This window comes from Pseudoxanthomonas sp. Root65 (assembly GCF_001427635.1).
Taxonomy (GTDB): Bacteria; Pseudomonadota; Gammaproteobacteria; order Xanthomonadales; family Xanthomonadaceae; genus Pseudoxanthomonas_A.
The window spans coordinates 583,396-598,546 of record NZ_LMHA01000002.1 but is presented as its reverse complement, the minus strand read 5'-3'; the positions used below and the strand labels follow the sequence as shown (position 1 = coordinate 598,546).

Below are 15,151 nucleotides of genomic sequence, written 5' to 3'. Positions count from 1 at the left end.
CCGCGCGTCGTGCCGGGGCGGGATAATCGGGATCTCACTCCACGCGGGAAGCCTCCATGTCCGACATCGTCATCGCCGCCGCCAAGCGCACCGCCATCGGTTCGTTCCTCGGCCAGTTCAACGGCGTCCCCACGCCGACGCTGGGTGCCGCCGCCATCGCCGCCGCGCTGGAACAGTCGGGCGTCCCGGCCGCCGACGTGTCCGAGGTCATCATGGGCTGCGTGCTGCCGGCCAACCTGGGCCAGGCGCCTGCCCGCCAGGCCGCGCGCGCGGCCGGCATTCCCGACGCCGCCGGCGCCACCACCATCAACAAGGTCTGCGGCTCGGGCATGAAAGCCATCATGCTGGGCCACGACCTGATCAAGGCGGGCTCGGCCACCGTCGTCATCGCCGGCGGCATGGAATCGATGAGCAATGCGCCGCACCTGATCCCCAACTCGCGCACGGGCAACCGCTACGGCAACTTCCAGGCCGTCGACCACATGGCCTGGGACGGCCTGACCAGCCCCTACGACAGCCAGCCGATGGGCGTGTTCGCCGAGGCGACCGTCGCCAAGTTCGGCTTCACCCGCGAGGAGCAGGACGCCTATTCCATCGAGTCGGTGACGCGTGCGCAGGCCGCGCAGGCCTCGGGCGCCTTCAACAACGAAATCGTCCCGGTCAAGGTCGCCACCCGCAAGGGCGAGGTCGAGGTCGCCACCGACGAACAGCCGGGCAAGTCCGACATCGCCAAGATCCCGACACTCAAGCCGGCCTTCAAGAAGGACGGCAGCGTCACCGCCGCCAGTTCGTCCAGCATCTCCGACGGCGCCGCCGCCACCGTCCTGCTGAGCGCCGACGAAGCCGCGAAGCGCGGCCTGCAGCCGCTGGCGAAGATCGTCGGCCACGCCACCTACTCGCAGGCGCCGGAGTGGTTCACCACCGCCCCGGTCGCCGCCATCGACAAGTTGCTCAAGCAGGTCGGCTGGACGGTGGACCAGGTGGATCTGTTCGAGGTCAACGAAGCCTTTGCCGTCGTCGCCATGGCGCCGATCAAGGAACTGGGCATCCCGCACGCCAAGGTCAACGTCAACGGCGGCGCCTGCGCACTGGGCCATCCGATCGGTGCCTCCGGCGCCCGCCTGGTGGTCACCCTGATCAACGCGCTGCGCACCCGCGGCCTCACGCGCGGCGTGGCCACGCTGTGCATCGGTGGCGGCGAAGCCACCGCCATCGCGGTCGAAGTGGTCTGACTTTTTTGCGCAGTTCCGGGGGGTGCGAGCGTCCGCTTTCGCCCGCCCCATAAGGTTTAACAACGGATTGACAAAGATAACCGGCCAACCGCTTGACAGCCGTAATGGGCTTGTCATCATGTTGCAGGCGCGCAATTGCGCGTTGCCTAACTAACGACGAGGAAATGCAACGATGACCATGAACAAGGCTCTGATCGCGCTGGCTCTGGGTTTCGCCCTGGCTGCGTGCTCGAACCAGGACCAGGCCGCCGACGCCGCTGCTGACGCCGCTGCGACCGCGACCGAAGCCCAGGCTGCCGCTGACGCCGCCGCTGCCGCTGGCGAAGTGACCGCCGACGCCGCCCAGCAGTCGGCCGACGCCGCTGCCACCGCCGCCGACGCCGCCGCCACCGCCGCGACCGACGCTGCTGCCGCCACCACGACGGAAGCCGCTGACGCCGCTGCCGACGCCGCTGCCCAGGCTGCCGACACCGCCGAAGCCGCGACCGACGCTGCCAAGGAAGCCACCCAGCAGTAATCTGCTGGTAGGCGCCTTGTTTGGCGTTACACTGAGGAAGCCGCCAGCTCGCTGGCGGCTTTTTCTGTATCCGGGTCCAGGCATCCCGGTTCGCCTCGTTTCGAGGACGGACGGACGCCATCCCGGCGCTCTTTTCTTCCACACACCGATTTGGGGATCCACATGAAGATCAAGACCACCGTCCTGCTGGCCGCCGCCGTCCTGGCCCTGAGCGCCTGCACCAAGAGCGAGAACACCGACGCCGCCGCTGCCGACGCCGCCGCTTCCGCCGACCAGGCCGCTGCTGCTGCGGGTGATGCCGCTTCCGCCGCCGGCGACGCCGCTGCCGCTGCCGGCGACGCTGCCGTTGCCGCGACCGCCGACGCTGCCGCCGCCGCCACGGCCGCCGCCTCCGACGCCGCTGCCGCCACCGAAGCCGCCGCTTCCGACGCGACCGCCGCCGCTGCTTCGGCCACCGCCGACGCCGCCCAGGCCACCGCCGACAAGGCCGCCGAAGTCGCCGACAAGGCCGAAGCCAAGGCTGAAGAAGCCAAGCAGTAATCGACTCGCCTCACCGCGAATCGGACAAGGCCCGCGCAAGCGGGCCTTGTCGTTTCCGGCGTGGCTGCGATGGTCGCTCGCCGTTGAGGGACAGACCCGCGCCCACGCGATTCGCAGCGTCTTTTTGCGGTGCCGTTTGGCGCATGCCGGGCTTTGTGGTGTGATGCCGCCTTTCCTGCATCCTCGTGCCGCATGCCCGCCATCGCCTCGCAACTCGATCCGCGCTCCCCCGATTTCATCGCCAACGCGGCCTACCATCGCGTGCTGGTGCAGGAACTCGACCGCCGCCTGGCGCACGCGGCCGACGGTGGCGGCGAGAAGGCGCGCAACAAGCACACCGAGCGCGGCAAGCTGCTGGCGCGCGACCGCATCACCGCCCTGCTCGACCCCGGCTCGCCCTTCCTCGAAATCGCGCCGCTGGCCGCCGAGGACATGTACGACGGCGCCGCACCCGCTGCCGGCATGGTCTGCGGTATCGGCCGCGTGATGGGCAACGAGGTGGTGATCGTCGCCAACGACGCCACCGTCAAGGGCGGCACCTATTTCCCGATGACGGTGAAGAAGCACCTGCGCGCGCAGGAGATCGCGCGCGAGAACCGGCTGCCCTGCGTCTACCTGGTCGATTCCGGCGGCGCCTTCCTGCCGCTGCAGGACGAGGTGTTCCCCGACCGCGAGCACTTCGGCCGCATCTTCTACAACCAGGCGCGACTGAGCGCCGAGAACATCCCGCAGATCGCGGTGGTGATGGGCAGCTGCACCGCCGGCGGTGCCTACGTGCCGGCCATGTGCGACGAGTCGATCATCGTCAAGGAACAGGGCACGATCTTCCTGGGTGGTCCACCGCTGGTGAAGGCGGCGACCGGCGAAGTGGTCGATGCCGAAGCACTGGGCGGTGCGGACGTGCACACCAGCATCTCGGGTGTCGCCGACCATTTCGCCGAGGACGACCGCCATGCACTGGAGATCGCACGCGGCATCGTCGGCCACCTCAACCGCCGCAAGGTGCTGCCGGTGGCCGTGCGCGAGGCGCGCGAGCCACTGTACGCGGCCGAGGAGTTGTACGGCATCGTGCCGAAGGACACGCGCCGACCGTTCGACATCCGCGAAGTCATCGCGCGCATCACCGACGGCAGCGAACTGGACGAATTCAAGGCGCGCTACGGCAAGACGCTGGTCACCGGCTTCGCCCACCTGCACGGCTACCCGGTCGGCATCGTCGCCAACAACGGCATCCTGTTCGGCGAGAGCGCGCTGAAGGGCGCGCATTTCATCGAGCTGTGCAACCAGCGCGGCATCCCGCTGGTGTTCCTGCAGAACATCACCGGCTTCATGGTCGGCCGCAAGTACGAGAACGCCGGCATCGCCAAGGACGGGGCGAAGATGGTCACCGCTGTGGCCTGTTCCAGCGTGCCCAAGTTCACCGTGGTGATCGGCGGCAGCTTCGGCGCCGGCAACTACGCCATGTGCGGCCGCGCCTACGGCGCGCGCTTCCTGTGGATGTGGCCGAACGCACGCATCAGCGTGATGGGCGGCGAACAGGCGGCGAGCGTGCTGGCGACAGTCAAGCGCGACGGCATCGAAGCTGCCGGCAAAGCCTGGAGCACGGAGGACGAAGACGCCTTCAAGGCGCCGATCCGCGACCAGTACGAATCCCAGGGCAGCCCGTGGTATGCCACCGCGCGACTGTGGGACGACGGCATCATCGACCCCGCCGACACGCGCCGCGTGCTGGGGCTGGGCATTTCGGCCTCGCTTAACGCGCCGATCGAGCCGGCGAAGTTCGGCGTGTTCCGGATGTAGTGCCTGTCGTCCGTGATGGATCTTCCCACCATGGATCTACGGCGCGGCCCGCCCCTCTTCAGGCATGTGAGTCTCGCGTCGACAACCCCGGCTGGGACATGAACCGCGGCGATCCGATGGCATCTCGGTTCCAGTTTGGCAGGCGTGATCACAATGTGAGGCCGTGTGGATTGGCGATAGTCGAAAGCCCTGCCACGCCGGAGCATCCCCTGCATGTCCATCTGGAAAGACCAAGCGCCCGCCAAGAAGGACGCCCCCACCCCGCCTGAATCCGCCGTCGCCACATTGCGCGATACGTCGGCCGCTGCAGATTTCTCGCCGGCCGTCACCGCCCCGCCCGGCACACGTGCGGTCGAACGCGCCGCGCCGCAGGAGACCCCGAAGGAGTCGCTGATCGCCGCCGACCTGACCATCGAGGGCAAGATCGAGGGCACCGGACACATCCGCATTGCCGGCAAGTTCAAGGGCGACGTCAATGTGCAGGGCGACCTGACCATCGAGACGGGCGCGAAGCTCAATGGCGGCGTGCGCGCGAAGAAGGTGACCATCGCGGGCGAACTCGAGGGCAACATCGAGTCGGCGTCGCGGGTGGAACTGCTGTCTTCCGGCGTGCTGATCGGCGATGTGAAGGCCGGCGCACTCACCGTGGCCGCCGGTTCGCGGATGCGGGGCAATGCCGATTTCGGCTGGGATGAGGCGCCGGCCAAGAGCGGCAAGCCCAGCGGTACGGAGCCCGGCGCCGCCGCATGAGCCAACCCCGCCCGGGCAGTGCCGGCGCCACCCGCACCTGTCCGCACTGCAAGGCGACCATCCTGGAAAGCGCGGCGGTCTGTCCGGGCTGCCGCCATCACCTGCGCTTCGAACCGGGCGCAGGTGCCCAGGCCGTGCCCGCGCTGACGCCGCTGCGGATCGAGGGCACACTGCAGCCGCCTGCCGAGGGCGCGGCGTGGGAATACAGCGTGGTGCTGTCGATCCGCAACGACCGTGGCGAGGAAGTCACCCGCCAGGTCGTGGGCGTCGGCGCCATGCAGCCGCACGAGCAGCGCAGCTTCGTGCTGTCGGTGGAACTCAATCCCGCGACGGGCAAGGCCGCGGGGCGGCGCACGCGGCACTGACGCAGCCGCGGCTGCCTAGGCCTTCTTGTTGGGTCCGCAGCTGTTGCAGCCACCGCAGGCGGCATCGCTGCCCGAAGCTGGTGGCGCGATCCAGCGCCCCAATCGACGCCGCCATCCCGCGTTTCCCTCCCGCAACAACGGCAGTGCCAGCGCACCGCGCAGCTTGCGCAGCGGACCAGGGAACTGCTTCTTCAGCACCACCCACGCACTGACCGCCACCGCGACCGCGATGATGGCGTACTGCAGGGCGAGCGAGGCGTCCATGGCTCAGCCCGCGCCCAGTGCCTTGGCGACCTGGTAGGTCACCAGCGAGGCCAGGTAGGCCAGCGCGAACAGATAGAACGTCGCAAAGCCCATCTGCTTCCACGAGTTGGTCTCGCGCTTGATCGTGGCCAGCGTGGAGATGCACATCGGGGCGTAGATGAACCACACCAGCAGCGACAGCGCCGTGGCCAGCGACCAGCCGTCGCTGATGACCGGCGTCAGCGCCTGGATGGCGGCGTCATCGTCGGCCGCCGACAGGGCGTAGATCGTCGCCAGCGAGGCGACCGCCACTTCGCGCGCGGCCAGGCCGGGAATCAAGGCGATGCAGATCTGCCAGTTGAAGCCCAGCGGCGCAAAGAACACCGCCATCGCATGGCCGATGCGGCCGGCGAAGCTGTAATCGATCGCCGGACCAACCGCGTCGGCAGGCGCCGCCGGGAAATTCAGCAGGAACCACAACAGGATGGTCAGCGCCAGGATGATGCCACCGACGCGCTTGAGGAAGATCATCGCGCGCTCGTACAGGCCGATCAGCAGGTCGCGCGGGTGCGGGATGCGGTACGAAGGCAGTTCCAGCAACAAAGCATGCTCGCTCTTGTCGCGGCGCCATTTCTTCATCACCCACGACACCAGCAACGCGCTGAGGATGCCGGCGGCGTACAGGCCGAACAGCACCAGTCCCTGCTGGTTGAAGAGGCCGACCTTCTCGTTCGGCACGAAGGCACCGATCAGCAGCGCATACACCGGCAGGCGCGCCGAGCACGTCATCAGCGGCGCGACCAGGATCGTCGCCAGCCGGTCGCGCGGGTCCTGGATGCTGCGCGTGGCCATGATGCCGGGGATGGCGCAGGCGAAGCTCGAGAGCAGCGGAATGAAGGAGCGGCCCGACAACCCTGCCGACGCCATCATGCGGTCCAGCAGGAACGCCGCGCGCGGCAGGTAACCGCTCTCCTCCAGCGCCAGGATGAACGCGAACAGGATCAGGATCTGCGGCAGGAAAACGATCACGCCGCCGAGGCCGGCGATGATGCCGTCGACCAGCAGGCTGGCGAGCGGGCCTTCCGGCAATGCACCGCCCGCCCATTCGCCCAGTGCGCCGGTACCGGCGTCGATCAGGTCCATCAGCGGCGTGGCCCAGGCGTAGACCGCCTGGAAGATCAGGAACATCACCACCGCCAGCGCCAGCAGCCCGAACACCGGATGCAGCAGCCAGCGGTCCAGCGCATCGTCGATCTTCGCCGTCCGCGTGGGCATGGTGACGGCCAGCGACAGCAGACGACGGGTTTCCGCATGCAGGTCGACGCCTTCCGCCAGATGCACGCGGGGTTCGTGCGGATGCGCGGCCACGGCGTCGATGCGCTCGACCAGCGCACGCGCGCCGCCGTGCTTCACCGCGATGGTCTCGACCACCGGCACGCCGAGTTCGCGCTCCAGTGCGGCCAGGTCGATGGCGATGCCACGGCGCTGCGCGGCATCCATCATGTTGACCGCCACGATCATCGGCTTGCCGAGCTGGCGTACTTCCAGCGCGAAGCGCAGGTGCAGGCGCAGGTTGGTGGCGTCCACCACGCAGACCAGCACGTCCGGCGCCGGCTCGCCGGGATAGAAGCCGCGGCAGACGTCGCGGGTGACCGCTTCGTCCAGGCTGGCGGCATGCAGGCTGTACGCGCCCGGCAGGTCCAGCACCGCGTAGCTGCGCCCCGATGCCGACGAATGCAGCCGGCCTTCCTTGCGCTCGACGGTGACGCCGGCGTAGTTGGCGACCTTCTGCCGGCTGCCGGTCAGCTGGTTGAACAACGCGGTCTTGCCGCAGTTCGGATTGCCGACCAGCGCCAGCCGCAGCGTCGATGCCTCGGCCGCGCTCACGGCGTGGCTCCGTTGCGCAACCGCACGCGTGCCGCTTCGGAACGGCGCAGCGCGAAGCGCGTGAAACCCACCTGCACCAGCAGCGGCTCGGCGCCCAGCGGACCCTTGGCGACCACTTCGACTTCTTCGCCATTGACGAAGCCCAGTTCGCGCAGGCGACGGGCGATGTTGTCCTGCGGACCGTGGTCCTCGACGCTGTCGACGATGGCGGGGGTACGCCAGGGAAGTTCGGTCAGGATCACGCGCAGCCCTCAAATGCGAATTGTTCTCATTGTAGCATCGCCGCACCGCACGACGGCCGCAACGCACCGTGCCGCTATCATTCGGCGACTTTGCAGGAAACGGCAGGCATGGCGGCATCACCGCAGGAACACCCCCTCTCGCTGACCAGGACGGGCGCCGTGGCGCGCATTCGCCTGGACCGCCCCACCCTCCACAACGCGTTCGACGCCGGCCTGATCGCCACGCTGACGTCCACGCTCGACCAGGTCGGCGCCGATGACAGCGTCCGCGTCGTCGTGCTGGAAGGCAGCGGTCCTTCGTTCTCGGCCGGCGCCGACCTGCACTGGATGCGAGGCATGGCCTCGGCCAGCGAGGCGGCGAACCGCGACGATGCCCTCGCCCTCGCCCGCCTGATGCGCACGCTGGACGAACTGCCGAAGCCCACGATCACGCGCGTCCATGGCGCGGCATTCGGTGGCGGCGTGGGCCTGGTGGCCTGCTGCGACATCGCCATCGGCGTGCCCGAGGCGAAGTTCGGCCTGACCGAAAGCAAGCTCGGCCTGCTCCCGGCGGTGATCTCGCCATACGTCATCGCGGCCATCGGCCCGCGCGAGGCACGTCGCTGGTTCGCCACCGCCGAGATCTTCGACGCCGCCACCGCGCTGCGGATCGGGCTGCTGCACGAGGTGGTCGCCGCCGACGCCCTGGACGTCGCCATCGAGCGCCAGTTGGCCCTGCTGCTGAAAGCCGGACCCCGAGCAGCCGCGGGTGCGAAGCGGCTGGTCGCGCGCGTGGCCGGCAGCACGGACCGCGACCGCATGGATGCCGACAACGCCGACCTGATCGCCGGACTCCGCGTGTCGCCCGAGGGCCAGGAAGGGTTGTCCGCCTTCCTCGACAAGCGCGCACCGGCGTGGACCACCAAGGAGTGAACCGATGATCGACCACCTGGGCATCGAGGTCGCCGACTACGCGCGCAGCCGCGACTTCTACGAGCGCGTGCTCGCCACACTCGGCCATGGTGTCGTCATGGAAGTGACGCGCGAGATGAGTGGCGGCTACGAAGGATGCGGCTTCGGGCCGCCCGGTCGTCCGCACTTCTGGGTCGGCAAGGGTGGCGGAGACTCCGGCCGCGGCTCCCACATCGCGTTCACCGCGGCCAGTCGGGCGCAGGTCGATGCCTTCCATGCAGCCGCCCTCGCCGCGGGGGCGCGTGACAATGGCGCACCCGGCATCCGCGCCCACTACCACCCCGACTACTACGGCGCTTTCGCCATCGACCCGGATGGGCACAACATCGAAGCCGTCTGCCACCTGCCTGCGGAAACCCAGTCCTGATGTTCTCCAAGATTCTGATCGCCAACCGCGGCGAAATCGCCTGCCGCGTCATCCGTACCTGCCGCCGGCTGGGCATCCGCACCGTCGCCGTGTATTCGGAAGCCGACGCGGATGCGCAGCACGTGCGCCAGGCCGATGAAGCCGTCCTGATCGGCGGTCCGCGCCCGGCCGACAGCTACCTGCGGAGCGAAGCCATCCTCGACGCGGCGAAGAAGACCGGTGCCCAGGCCATCCACCCCGGTTACGGCTTCCTGTCCGAGAACGCCGACTTCGCCGATGCCGTCGCGGCGGCCGGCATGGTGTTCATCGGTCCGTCCGGCACATCGATGCGCAAGATGGGCAGCAAGGCGGGCGCGAAGGAACTGATGGCGGCGGCAGGCGTGCCGGTGGTGCCCGGTTACACCGGCGAGGACCAGTCGCCGAACACGCTGTCGCGCGAGGCCGCGCGCATCGGCTTCCCGCTGATGATCAAGGCCGCGCATGGCGGCGGCGGCAAGGGCATGCGCGTGGTGCACCGGTTGGAAGACTTCATCGGCCAACTGGAGAGCTGCCAGCGCGAAGCGGCCAATGCCTTCGGCCGCGACCGCGTGCTGCTGGAGCGCTACGTGCAGTCGCCGCGCCACATCGAGATCCAGGTGTTCGCCGATACGCATAGCCACACGCTGCATCTCAACGAGCGCGAATGCTCCGCCCAGCGCCGCTACCAGAAGGTGCTGGAGGAATCGCCCTCGCCGTTCCTGACCCCTGCCCTGCGCGCGGCCATGGGCGATGCCGCAGTGAAGGCGGCGCAGGCGATCGACTACGCCAACGCGGGCACGGTGGAGTTCATCGTCGACCCGGATGGCCAGTTCTACTTCATGGAGATCAACACCCGCCTGCAGGTGGAGCATCCGGTCACCGAGATGGTCACCGGCCTGGACCTGGTGGAGTGGCAGCTGCGCGTGGCCGCCGGCGAACCGTTGCCGCTGGCGCAGGACGCCATCGCGCAGCGCGGCCACGCCATCGAAGTGCGTCTGTACGCGGAGGATCCGGAAGCCGGCTTCCTGCCGGGTTCCGGACGTCTCGAATCGCTGGTGCTGCCTGCGCCGTCCGCCGGGGTGCGCATCGATGGCGGCGTGGTCGAGGGCGACCTGGTCACGATCTTCTACGACCCGATGATCGCCAAGCTGATCGTCTGGGGCGAAGACCGTCCCACGGCGCTGGCGCGCCTGCGCGAGGCGCTGGCCGAGTGCGACATCGTCGGGCCGAAATCGAACATCGGCTTCCTCGAGCAGCTGGCCCGGCATCCGGCCGTGGTGGAAGGCCGCATCGATACCGGCTACCTCGACCGCCACCTGGACGAGTTCATGCCGGCGCCGACGCTGACGCCCGAGCTGCAGGTCAGCGCGGCCGTGGCGGTACTGCTGGATCAGGAATCGGGGGCCCGGCACGCCGCCGCGGCCTCCGGAGATCCCGGCTCTCCCTGGGCGGTCGCCGATGGCTGGCGCCTGGGCCATGCCAGCCGCCGGCCGCTGGCCTTCCAGCACCGCGACCAGCGCTGGGAAGCGCTCGCGCATGGCCATGGCGGCCGCTACGTCATCGAGGTTGACGGCACGGCCCATCCCGTCGCGGGCGCGGGCCTGACCGCTGGGCGACTCGAGTTGCGTATCCATGATCATGGACGGCGCCTGCGCGTCCATCGCCACGGCAGTCGCCTCACCCTGCACGATGGGGATCGGCGCGCCACGCTGGAGACGCTGCCGGTGTACCAGCGGTCCGCAGGTGGTGACAGTGGCGGGGACGGTCGCATCATCGCCCCGATGCCGGGTCGCGTGGTGGTGGTGAAGGCACGAGTGGGGGACAGCGTGGACGCAGGACAGGAACTGCTGGTGATGGAAGCGATGAAGATGGAACTGGCCGTCAGGGCGCCGCGTGCCGGCGTGGTGGCGGAACTGCGCGCCGCCGCCGGGGACTTCGTCGAGGCCGACACCGTCCTGGCAGCGCTCGAGTGAGGCCTGCCCTGCAGGCCTGGCGTATCGCGACCGCCCTGCTGGCGGCCTGCGCGCTGGACGGCTGCGTAATGTTCGAACACCCGCCGGCACCGCTGGCCTGCGACCCCGCCCTGGTCGGGCGCTGGATCCCGCTGCCCGACAGCCCGCAGGACCGCGTGCCGCTGGGCAAGGACGACTATGCGGACGTGGACGCCGCCTGCCGCGTGCGCCTGCGCGACGGTGCGCGCGCCGAGGCGCCCGAGTTCGACGCGCTGGGGTTCGAGTTGGACGGCGAACGCTACCTGGCGCTGGGCTTCAAGGAACTGGAGGGCCTGTTCGGCACCGGCAAGGCCGCCGCGCCACCGATACCCAAAGGCATGCCGGCCGGCGCCGTCACGCTGCTGAAATATCGCATCCGCGACGATACGCTGCAGATCGCGATGCTCGACACGGTGGACATCATGCAACGCGTGCAGCAGGGGACGTTGAAGGCACGCGAGGCCGATGCCAGTACCTATCTGTTCGAAGGGCGTCCGGACCACTTGCGTCAGCTGCTGGAAGCCGAACCTGCGCTGTTCGATGCCTTCGACGGCCGCGACAAGACGCTGCGCATGCGCCGCGCCAAGGACGGGAAGCGGTCATGAGCACCCTGCCCTCACCGCCTGCCGATTTCGTCCGCATCGTCGAGGTCGGGCCACGCGACGGCCTGCAGAACGAGAAGGCCCTCGTCGCCACCGCCGACAAGGTGGAGCTGATCAACCGGCTGTCGCGCACCGGCCTGCTCAGCATCGAGGCGACCAGCTTCGTCAGCCCGAAATGGGTGCCGCAGTTGGCCGACGCCGCCGAGGTCTTCACCGCCATCCAGCGACGCCCGGGCACCGCGTACCCGGTGCTGGTGCCGAACGAGACCGGCTACGACCGCGCACGCGCCGTCGGCGTCGAGGAAGTGGCGGTGTTCACCGCCGCGTCCGAGGCCTTCAACCACAAAAACATCAACGCCTCCATCGACGAATCCATCGAGCGGTTCCGCCCGGTGCTGGAACGCGCAACCGCCGACGGCGTCAAAGTGCGCGGCTACGTCTCCACCGTGCTCGGCTGCCCCTACCAGGGCGATGTGCCCGTCACCGATGTCGTGCGCGTCGCACGCCAGCTTCACGCGCTCGGCTGCTACGAGATCTCGCTGGGCGACACCATCGGCGTTGGCACGCCACACAAGGCCGCCGAGATGCTGAAGGCCGTCGCTGCCGAGGTGCCGATGACTGCGCTGGCGGTGCACTTCCATGACACTTACGGGCAGGCCCTGGCGAACATCCTGGCTTGCCTCGATGCCGGCGTGCGCGTGGTCGATGCGGCCGTGTCCGGCGCTGGTGGCTGTCCGTACGCCAAGGGTGCCAGCGGCAACGTCGCCAGCGAGGATGTCGTCTACCTGCTGCACGGCCTGGGCCTGCGCACAGGCGTGGACCTGGACCTGCTGGCCGATACCGGCCGCTGGCTCGCCACGCGGCTGGGGCGCGAGACCGGCAGCCGCGTCGGCAAGGCGCTGGCGGCCGCATGAACCACGTCCCGGCCAGCGACATCGACCTGATGGCGCTGGTCGCCGCGCTCGAACGCGCGGCCACGGCCGACGGCGCCGATCCGGCGACCGCTGCCCTGCTTCTGCAAGCCCGCGATGGGCTGGTTGCCGCGCGACGCGACGCGGACATCGAGCGCTCGCGCTACCGCAACCTGTTCGATGCCGTTCCCGACCCGGTCAGCATCCTCGGCGAGGACGGCACCATCCTCGACCTCAACCAGGCCGGCATGCTGGCCTACAAGCGTTCCCGCGACGAGATCGTCGGCCGCAACATCAACGTGCTCAACCCCGACCTGCCGCGCGACCATCTGGTGCCGGTGTGGGAAACGCTCAACCGCGGCGAGACCTACGTCATCGAGGTCACCAACATGCGCGGCGACGGCACCCGCTTCCCCGTCGAAGTGCACTCGGCCAACATCAGTTTCGACGGCCGCAAGAGCATCGTCGCCGTCGCCCGCGACATCAGCAGCCGCCGGCTGGCGGAAATGCGCTACCGCGAGCTGATGGAGACGATCGACAAGGGTATCGTGGTGCACAACCGCGACATGCAGGTGCAGTACTGCAACGGTGCGGCGATGCGCATCTTCGGCATCCGCGAGGACCAGCGCGCCGACCATGAACTGGCACTGGGGCGCTGGCATATCGTCGACGAGCATGGCCGCGAAATGGCGCGGCACGAGCTGCCCGCCCAGCGCGCACTCGACAGCGGGCAGATGGTCGAGAGCGTGCTGCTGGGCCTGTACCACCGCGAGAAGAAGCAGTTGCTGTGGCTTACCGCCACGTCGGTCCCGCAGTTCGCGCCGGGCGCCAGCGTGCCCGCCCAGGTCACCACGCTGTTCAGCGACGTCACCGAACTCAAGCGCGACAGCGCGCTGTTCGACCGCGCGCAATCGCTGGCGCACATCGGCGGCTGGGAGTGGGACCTGGGCCGCGACCGCATGTACCTGACCGACGAAGCCCAGCGCATCCTCGGCGCGGCGCGCCCGCTGATCACCCTCAACGACATGCTGGGTTGCCTGCGCGAGACAGACCGCCGCCGCCTGCGCAGCGCGCTGGACCTGATCACCGCCGGCGGCCAGGGCTTCGACCTGGAACTGCAGGGCACGCAGGCCGACGGGCACCCGTTCTGGATCCGCGTAATCGGCGATTCCGAACCCGGCGACCCCGGCGCGTCGCGCATCACCGGCACCATGCAGGACATCTCGCAGGACAAGCAGGCCGAGGAAATGCTGCGCATCCAGGCGCGCACCGACCCGCTGACCGGGCTGATGAACCGCGATGCCGTGCTCACCGAACTCGGCGCGCGGCTGGCCGATCCCGAGCGCGCGCGCGTCGCCGTGCTCTACATCGACCTCGACCGCTTCAAGATGGTCAACGACGTGCTGGGCCACAACGCCGGCGACGAACTGCTGGTGCAGGCGTCCGACCGCATCCGTGGCGCGGTGGGCACCGACGGCATGATCGCGCGCTTCGGCGGCGACGAGTTCCTGGTGATCTGCGACGCCGGCGAGGACCCGCACCTGCCCGAGGCGATGGCGCATGCGGTGCTGGGCGCGTTCGCCGACGCCTTCCGTTTCGGCAAGGACGAATTCGCCATCACCGCCAGCATCGGCCTGGCGGTGGCGCCCGCCGACGGCCTGCGCCCGCAGCAGCTGATCCAGAACGCCGACATCGCGATGTACGACAGCAAGCACCGCGCGCGCAACGGCTGGCAGAGCTTCACCCAGGAACTGGCGCAACGGCAGCAGGACCGCCTGCAGATCGAGACGCAGCTGCGCCGCGCCGTGGACAACGAGGAGTTCCGCCTCGTCTACCAGCCGCAGGTCGACCTGCGCAACGGCCGCATCATCGCCGGCGAAGCGCTGATCCGCTGGCAGAACCACCAGCTGGGCGAGCTGCGGCCGGACGTGTTCATCAGCCACGCCGAAACCACCGGCGACATCGTGCGCATCGGCAGCTGGGTGCTGCGCGAAGCCTGCCGGCAGGTGGCAACCTGGCGCGACATGGGACTGGGCATCGTGCGGGTGGCGGTCAACGTGTCGTACCGGCAGTTCGCCGGCGACGACCTCGCCGACCGCGTGCGCGCCATCCTGACCGAGTTCGACCTGCCGGGCAGCGCGCTGGAGCTGGAATTCACCGAGCGCGTGCTGATCGAGGACGCACCGGCCACGCTGCGCACCTTCGCCGACCTGCGCCAGTTGGGCGTGCTGCTGACCATCGACGACTTCGGCGAGGGCTACAGCGCGCTCAACTACCTGCGCCGCCTGCCGATCCACGGCCTGAAGCTGAGCCCGCTGTTCACCGAGGGCGTGCCCAACAACCGCTCCGACGTCGCGGTCTGCCAGGCGGTCTCGGCCATCGCCCGCAGCCTGGGCCTGGGCCTGGTGGCCGAGGGCGTGGAATCGGAGGCGCAGCGCCAGTTCCTGCTCAACCTCGGCGTGCCGGTCGGCCAGGGCTTCCTGTTCGCCCCCGGCCTGTCGCCGGACGAATTCGCCCGCCGGCTGGCCGATGCGCCGCTGGAGCGGGTGCACGCCTGAGCGGCGCCCCTGCCCGGCATGGGGCTTTTGTGGGAGCGACGTCAGTCGCGATGGCGCTCTCCCTGTGAAGCCTTATCGCGACTGACGTCGCTCCCACAGGATCCCCCGGATCACCGGCGCGACGCCTGCCACCCGCCATCGCGTAAAATGCCGGCCTTTCCGCAGCAGGTTCACCGC

15 protein-coding genes are annotated in these 15,151 nt (G+C 69.2%); 12 read left to right on the top strand and 3 right to left on the bottom strand.

The annotated features are described in order from the left end of the window. The first annotated feature begins 56 nt into the window (after positions 1 to 56). The 6 genes from ASD77_RS13355 to ASD77_RS13330 all read left to right on the top strand — a co-directional run bounded on the left by ASD77_RS13355 (position 57) and on the right by ASD77_RS13330 (position 5,204). Positions 57 to 1,232: a thiolase family protein gene (locus tag ASD77_RS13355; RefSeq protein WP_055942563.1), complete on the top strand. Its 1,176-nt coding sequence runs from the start codon at positions 57 to 59 to the stop codon at positions 1,230 to 1,232. Between the two features lie 172 nt (positions 1,233 to 1,404). Continuing rightward, positions 1,405 to 1,749, top strand: a complete 345-nt coding sequence (locus tag ASD77_RS13350; protein ID WP_055942560.1) for a hypothetical protein — start codon at positions 1,405 to 1,407, stop codon at positions 1,747 to 1,749. Between the two features lie 162 nt (positions 1,750 to 1,911). Further along, positions 1,912 to 2,289 carry a hypothetical protein gene (locus ASD77_RS13345; protein WP_055942557.1) on the top strand — a complete coding sequence of 126 codons (378 nt, stop codon included), beginning with the start codon at positions 1,912 to 1,914 and terminating at the stop codon, positions 2,287 to 2,289. A gap of 192 nt (positions 2,290 to 2,481) precedes the next feature. Then, positions 2,482 to 4,089 carry a carboxyl transferase domain-containing protein gene (locus ASD77_RS13340; protein WP_055942554.1) on the top strand — a complete coding sequence of 536 codons (1,608 nt, stop codon included), beginning with the start codon at positions 2,482 to 2,484 and terminating at the stop codon, positions 4,087 to 4,089. A gap of 213 nt (positions 4,090 to 4,302) precedes the next feature. Next, the gene (locus ASD77_RS13335; RefSeq protein WP_055942553.1) at positions 4,303 to 4,839 is read left to right on the top strand and encodes a polymer-forming cytoskeletal protein; all 537 of its coding nucleotides are present in this window, start codon (positions 4,303 to 4,305) and stop codon (positions 4,837 to 4,839) included. Further along, complete coding sequence (locus tag ASD77_RS13330) at positions 4,836 to 5,204, top strand: hypothetical protein (RefSeq protein WP_055942550.1); 369 nt, start codon at positions 4,836 to 4,838, stop codon at positions 5,202 to 5,204. The genes ASD77_RS13335 and ASD77_RS13330 overlap by 4 nt, the downstream gene beginning before the upstream one ends. 15 nt (positions 5,205 to 5,219) lie before the next feature. Here ASD77_RS13330 and ASD77_RS13325 read toward each other — a convergent pair whose 3' ends face one another. From ASD77_RS13325 to ASD77_RS13315, 3 genes are read right to left on the bottom strand one after another with little or no spacing between them, the layout of a single operon-like run. Continuing rightward, a complete protein-coding gene (locus ASD77_RS13325; protein ID WP_055942547.1) occupies positions 5,220 to 5,468 on the bottom strand; it encodes a DUF6587 family protein in 249 nt (82 codons plus the stop codon). A gap of 3 nt (positions 5,469 to 5,471) precedes the next feature. Beyond that, positions 5,472 to 7,334 (bottom strand): ferrous iron transporter B, encoded by a 1,863-nt coding sequence (locus tag ASD77_RS13320; RefSeq protein WP_055942544.1) that lies wholly within the window; start codon positions 7,332 to 7,334, stop codon positions 5,472 to 5,474. Continuing rightward, complete coding sequence (locus ASD77_RS13315; protein ID WP_055942540.1) at positions 7,331 to 7,576, bottom strand: FeoA family protein; 246 nt, start codon at positions 7,574 to 7,576, stop codon at positions 7,331 to 7,333. Before ASD77_RS13315 ends, ASD77_RS13320 begins: the two co-directional genes overlap by 4 nt. Before the next feature lie 108 nt (positions 7,577 to 7,684). On the opposite strand from ASD77_RS13315, the gene ASD77_RS13310 reads away from it, so the two are divergent. From ASD77_RS13310 to ASD77_RS13285, 6 genes are read left to right on the top strand one after another with little or no spacing between them, the layout of a single operon-like run. Further along, a complete protein-coding gene (locus ASD77_RS13310) occupies positions 7,685 to 8,488 on the top strand; it encodes an enoyl-CoA hydratase-related protein (protein WP_055942536.1) in 804 nt (267 codons plus the stop codon). A 4-nt stretch (positions 8,489 to 8,492) separates the two neighbouring features. Beyond that, positions 8,493 to 8,894 carry a VOC family protein gene (locus tag ASD77_RS13305; protein ID WP_055942532.1) on the top strand — a complete coding sequence of 134 codons (402 nt, stop codon included), beginning with the start codon at positions 8,493 to 8,495 and terminating at the stop codon, positions 8,892 to 8,894. Then, positions 8,894 to 10,885 carry an acetyl/propionyl/methylcrotonyl-CoA carboxylase subunit alpha gene (locus tag ASD77_RS13300; protein ID WP_055942529.1) on the top strand — a complete coding sequence of 664 codons (1,992 nt, stop codon included), beginning with the start codon at positions 8,894 to 8,896 and terminating at the stop codon, positions 10,883 to 10,885. Before ASD77_RS13305 ends, ASD77_RS13300 begins: the two co-directional genes overlap by 1 nt. Then, the gene (locus ASD77_RS13295; RefSeq protein WP_055942525.1) at positions 10,882 to 11,508 is read left to right on the top strand and encodes a hypothetical protein; all 627 of its coding nucleotides are present in this window, start codon (positions 10,882 to 10,884) and stop codon (positions 11,506 to 11,508) included. The genes ASD77_RS13300 and ASD77_RS13295 overlap by 4 nt, the downstream gene beginning before the upstream one ends. Further along, positions 11,505 to 12,419 carry a hydroxymethylglutaryl-CoA lyase gene (locus ASD77_RS13290; protein ID WP_055942521.1) on the top strand — a complete coding sequence of 305 codons (915 nt, stop codon included), beginning with the start codon at positions 11,505 to 11,507 and terminating at the stop codon, positions 12,417 to 12,419. The genes ASD77_RS13295 and ASD77_RS13290 overlap by 4 nt, the downstream gene beginning before the upstream one ends. After that, on the top strand, positions 12,416 to 14,974 hold the full coding sequence (locus ASD77_RS13285) for an EAL domain-containing protein (RefSeq protein WP_055942518.1): 2,559 nt from the start codon (positions 12,416 to 12,418) through the stop codon (positions 14,972 to 14,974). Before ASD77_RS13290 ends, ASD77_RS13285 begins: the two co-directional genes overlap by 4 nt. The last annotated feature ends 177 nt before the right edge of the window (positions 14,975 to 15,151 follow it).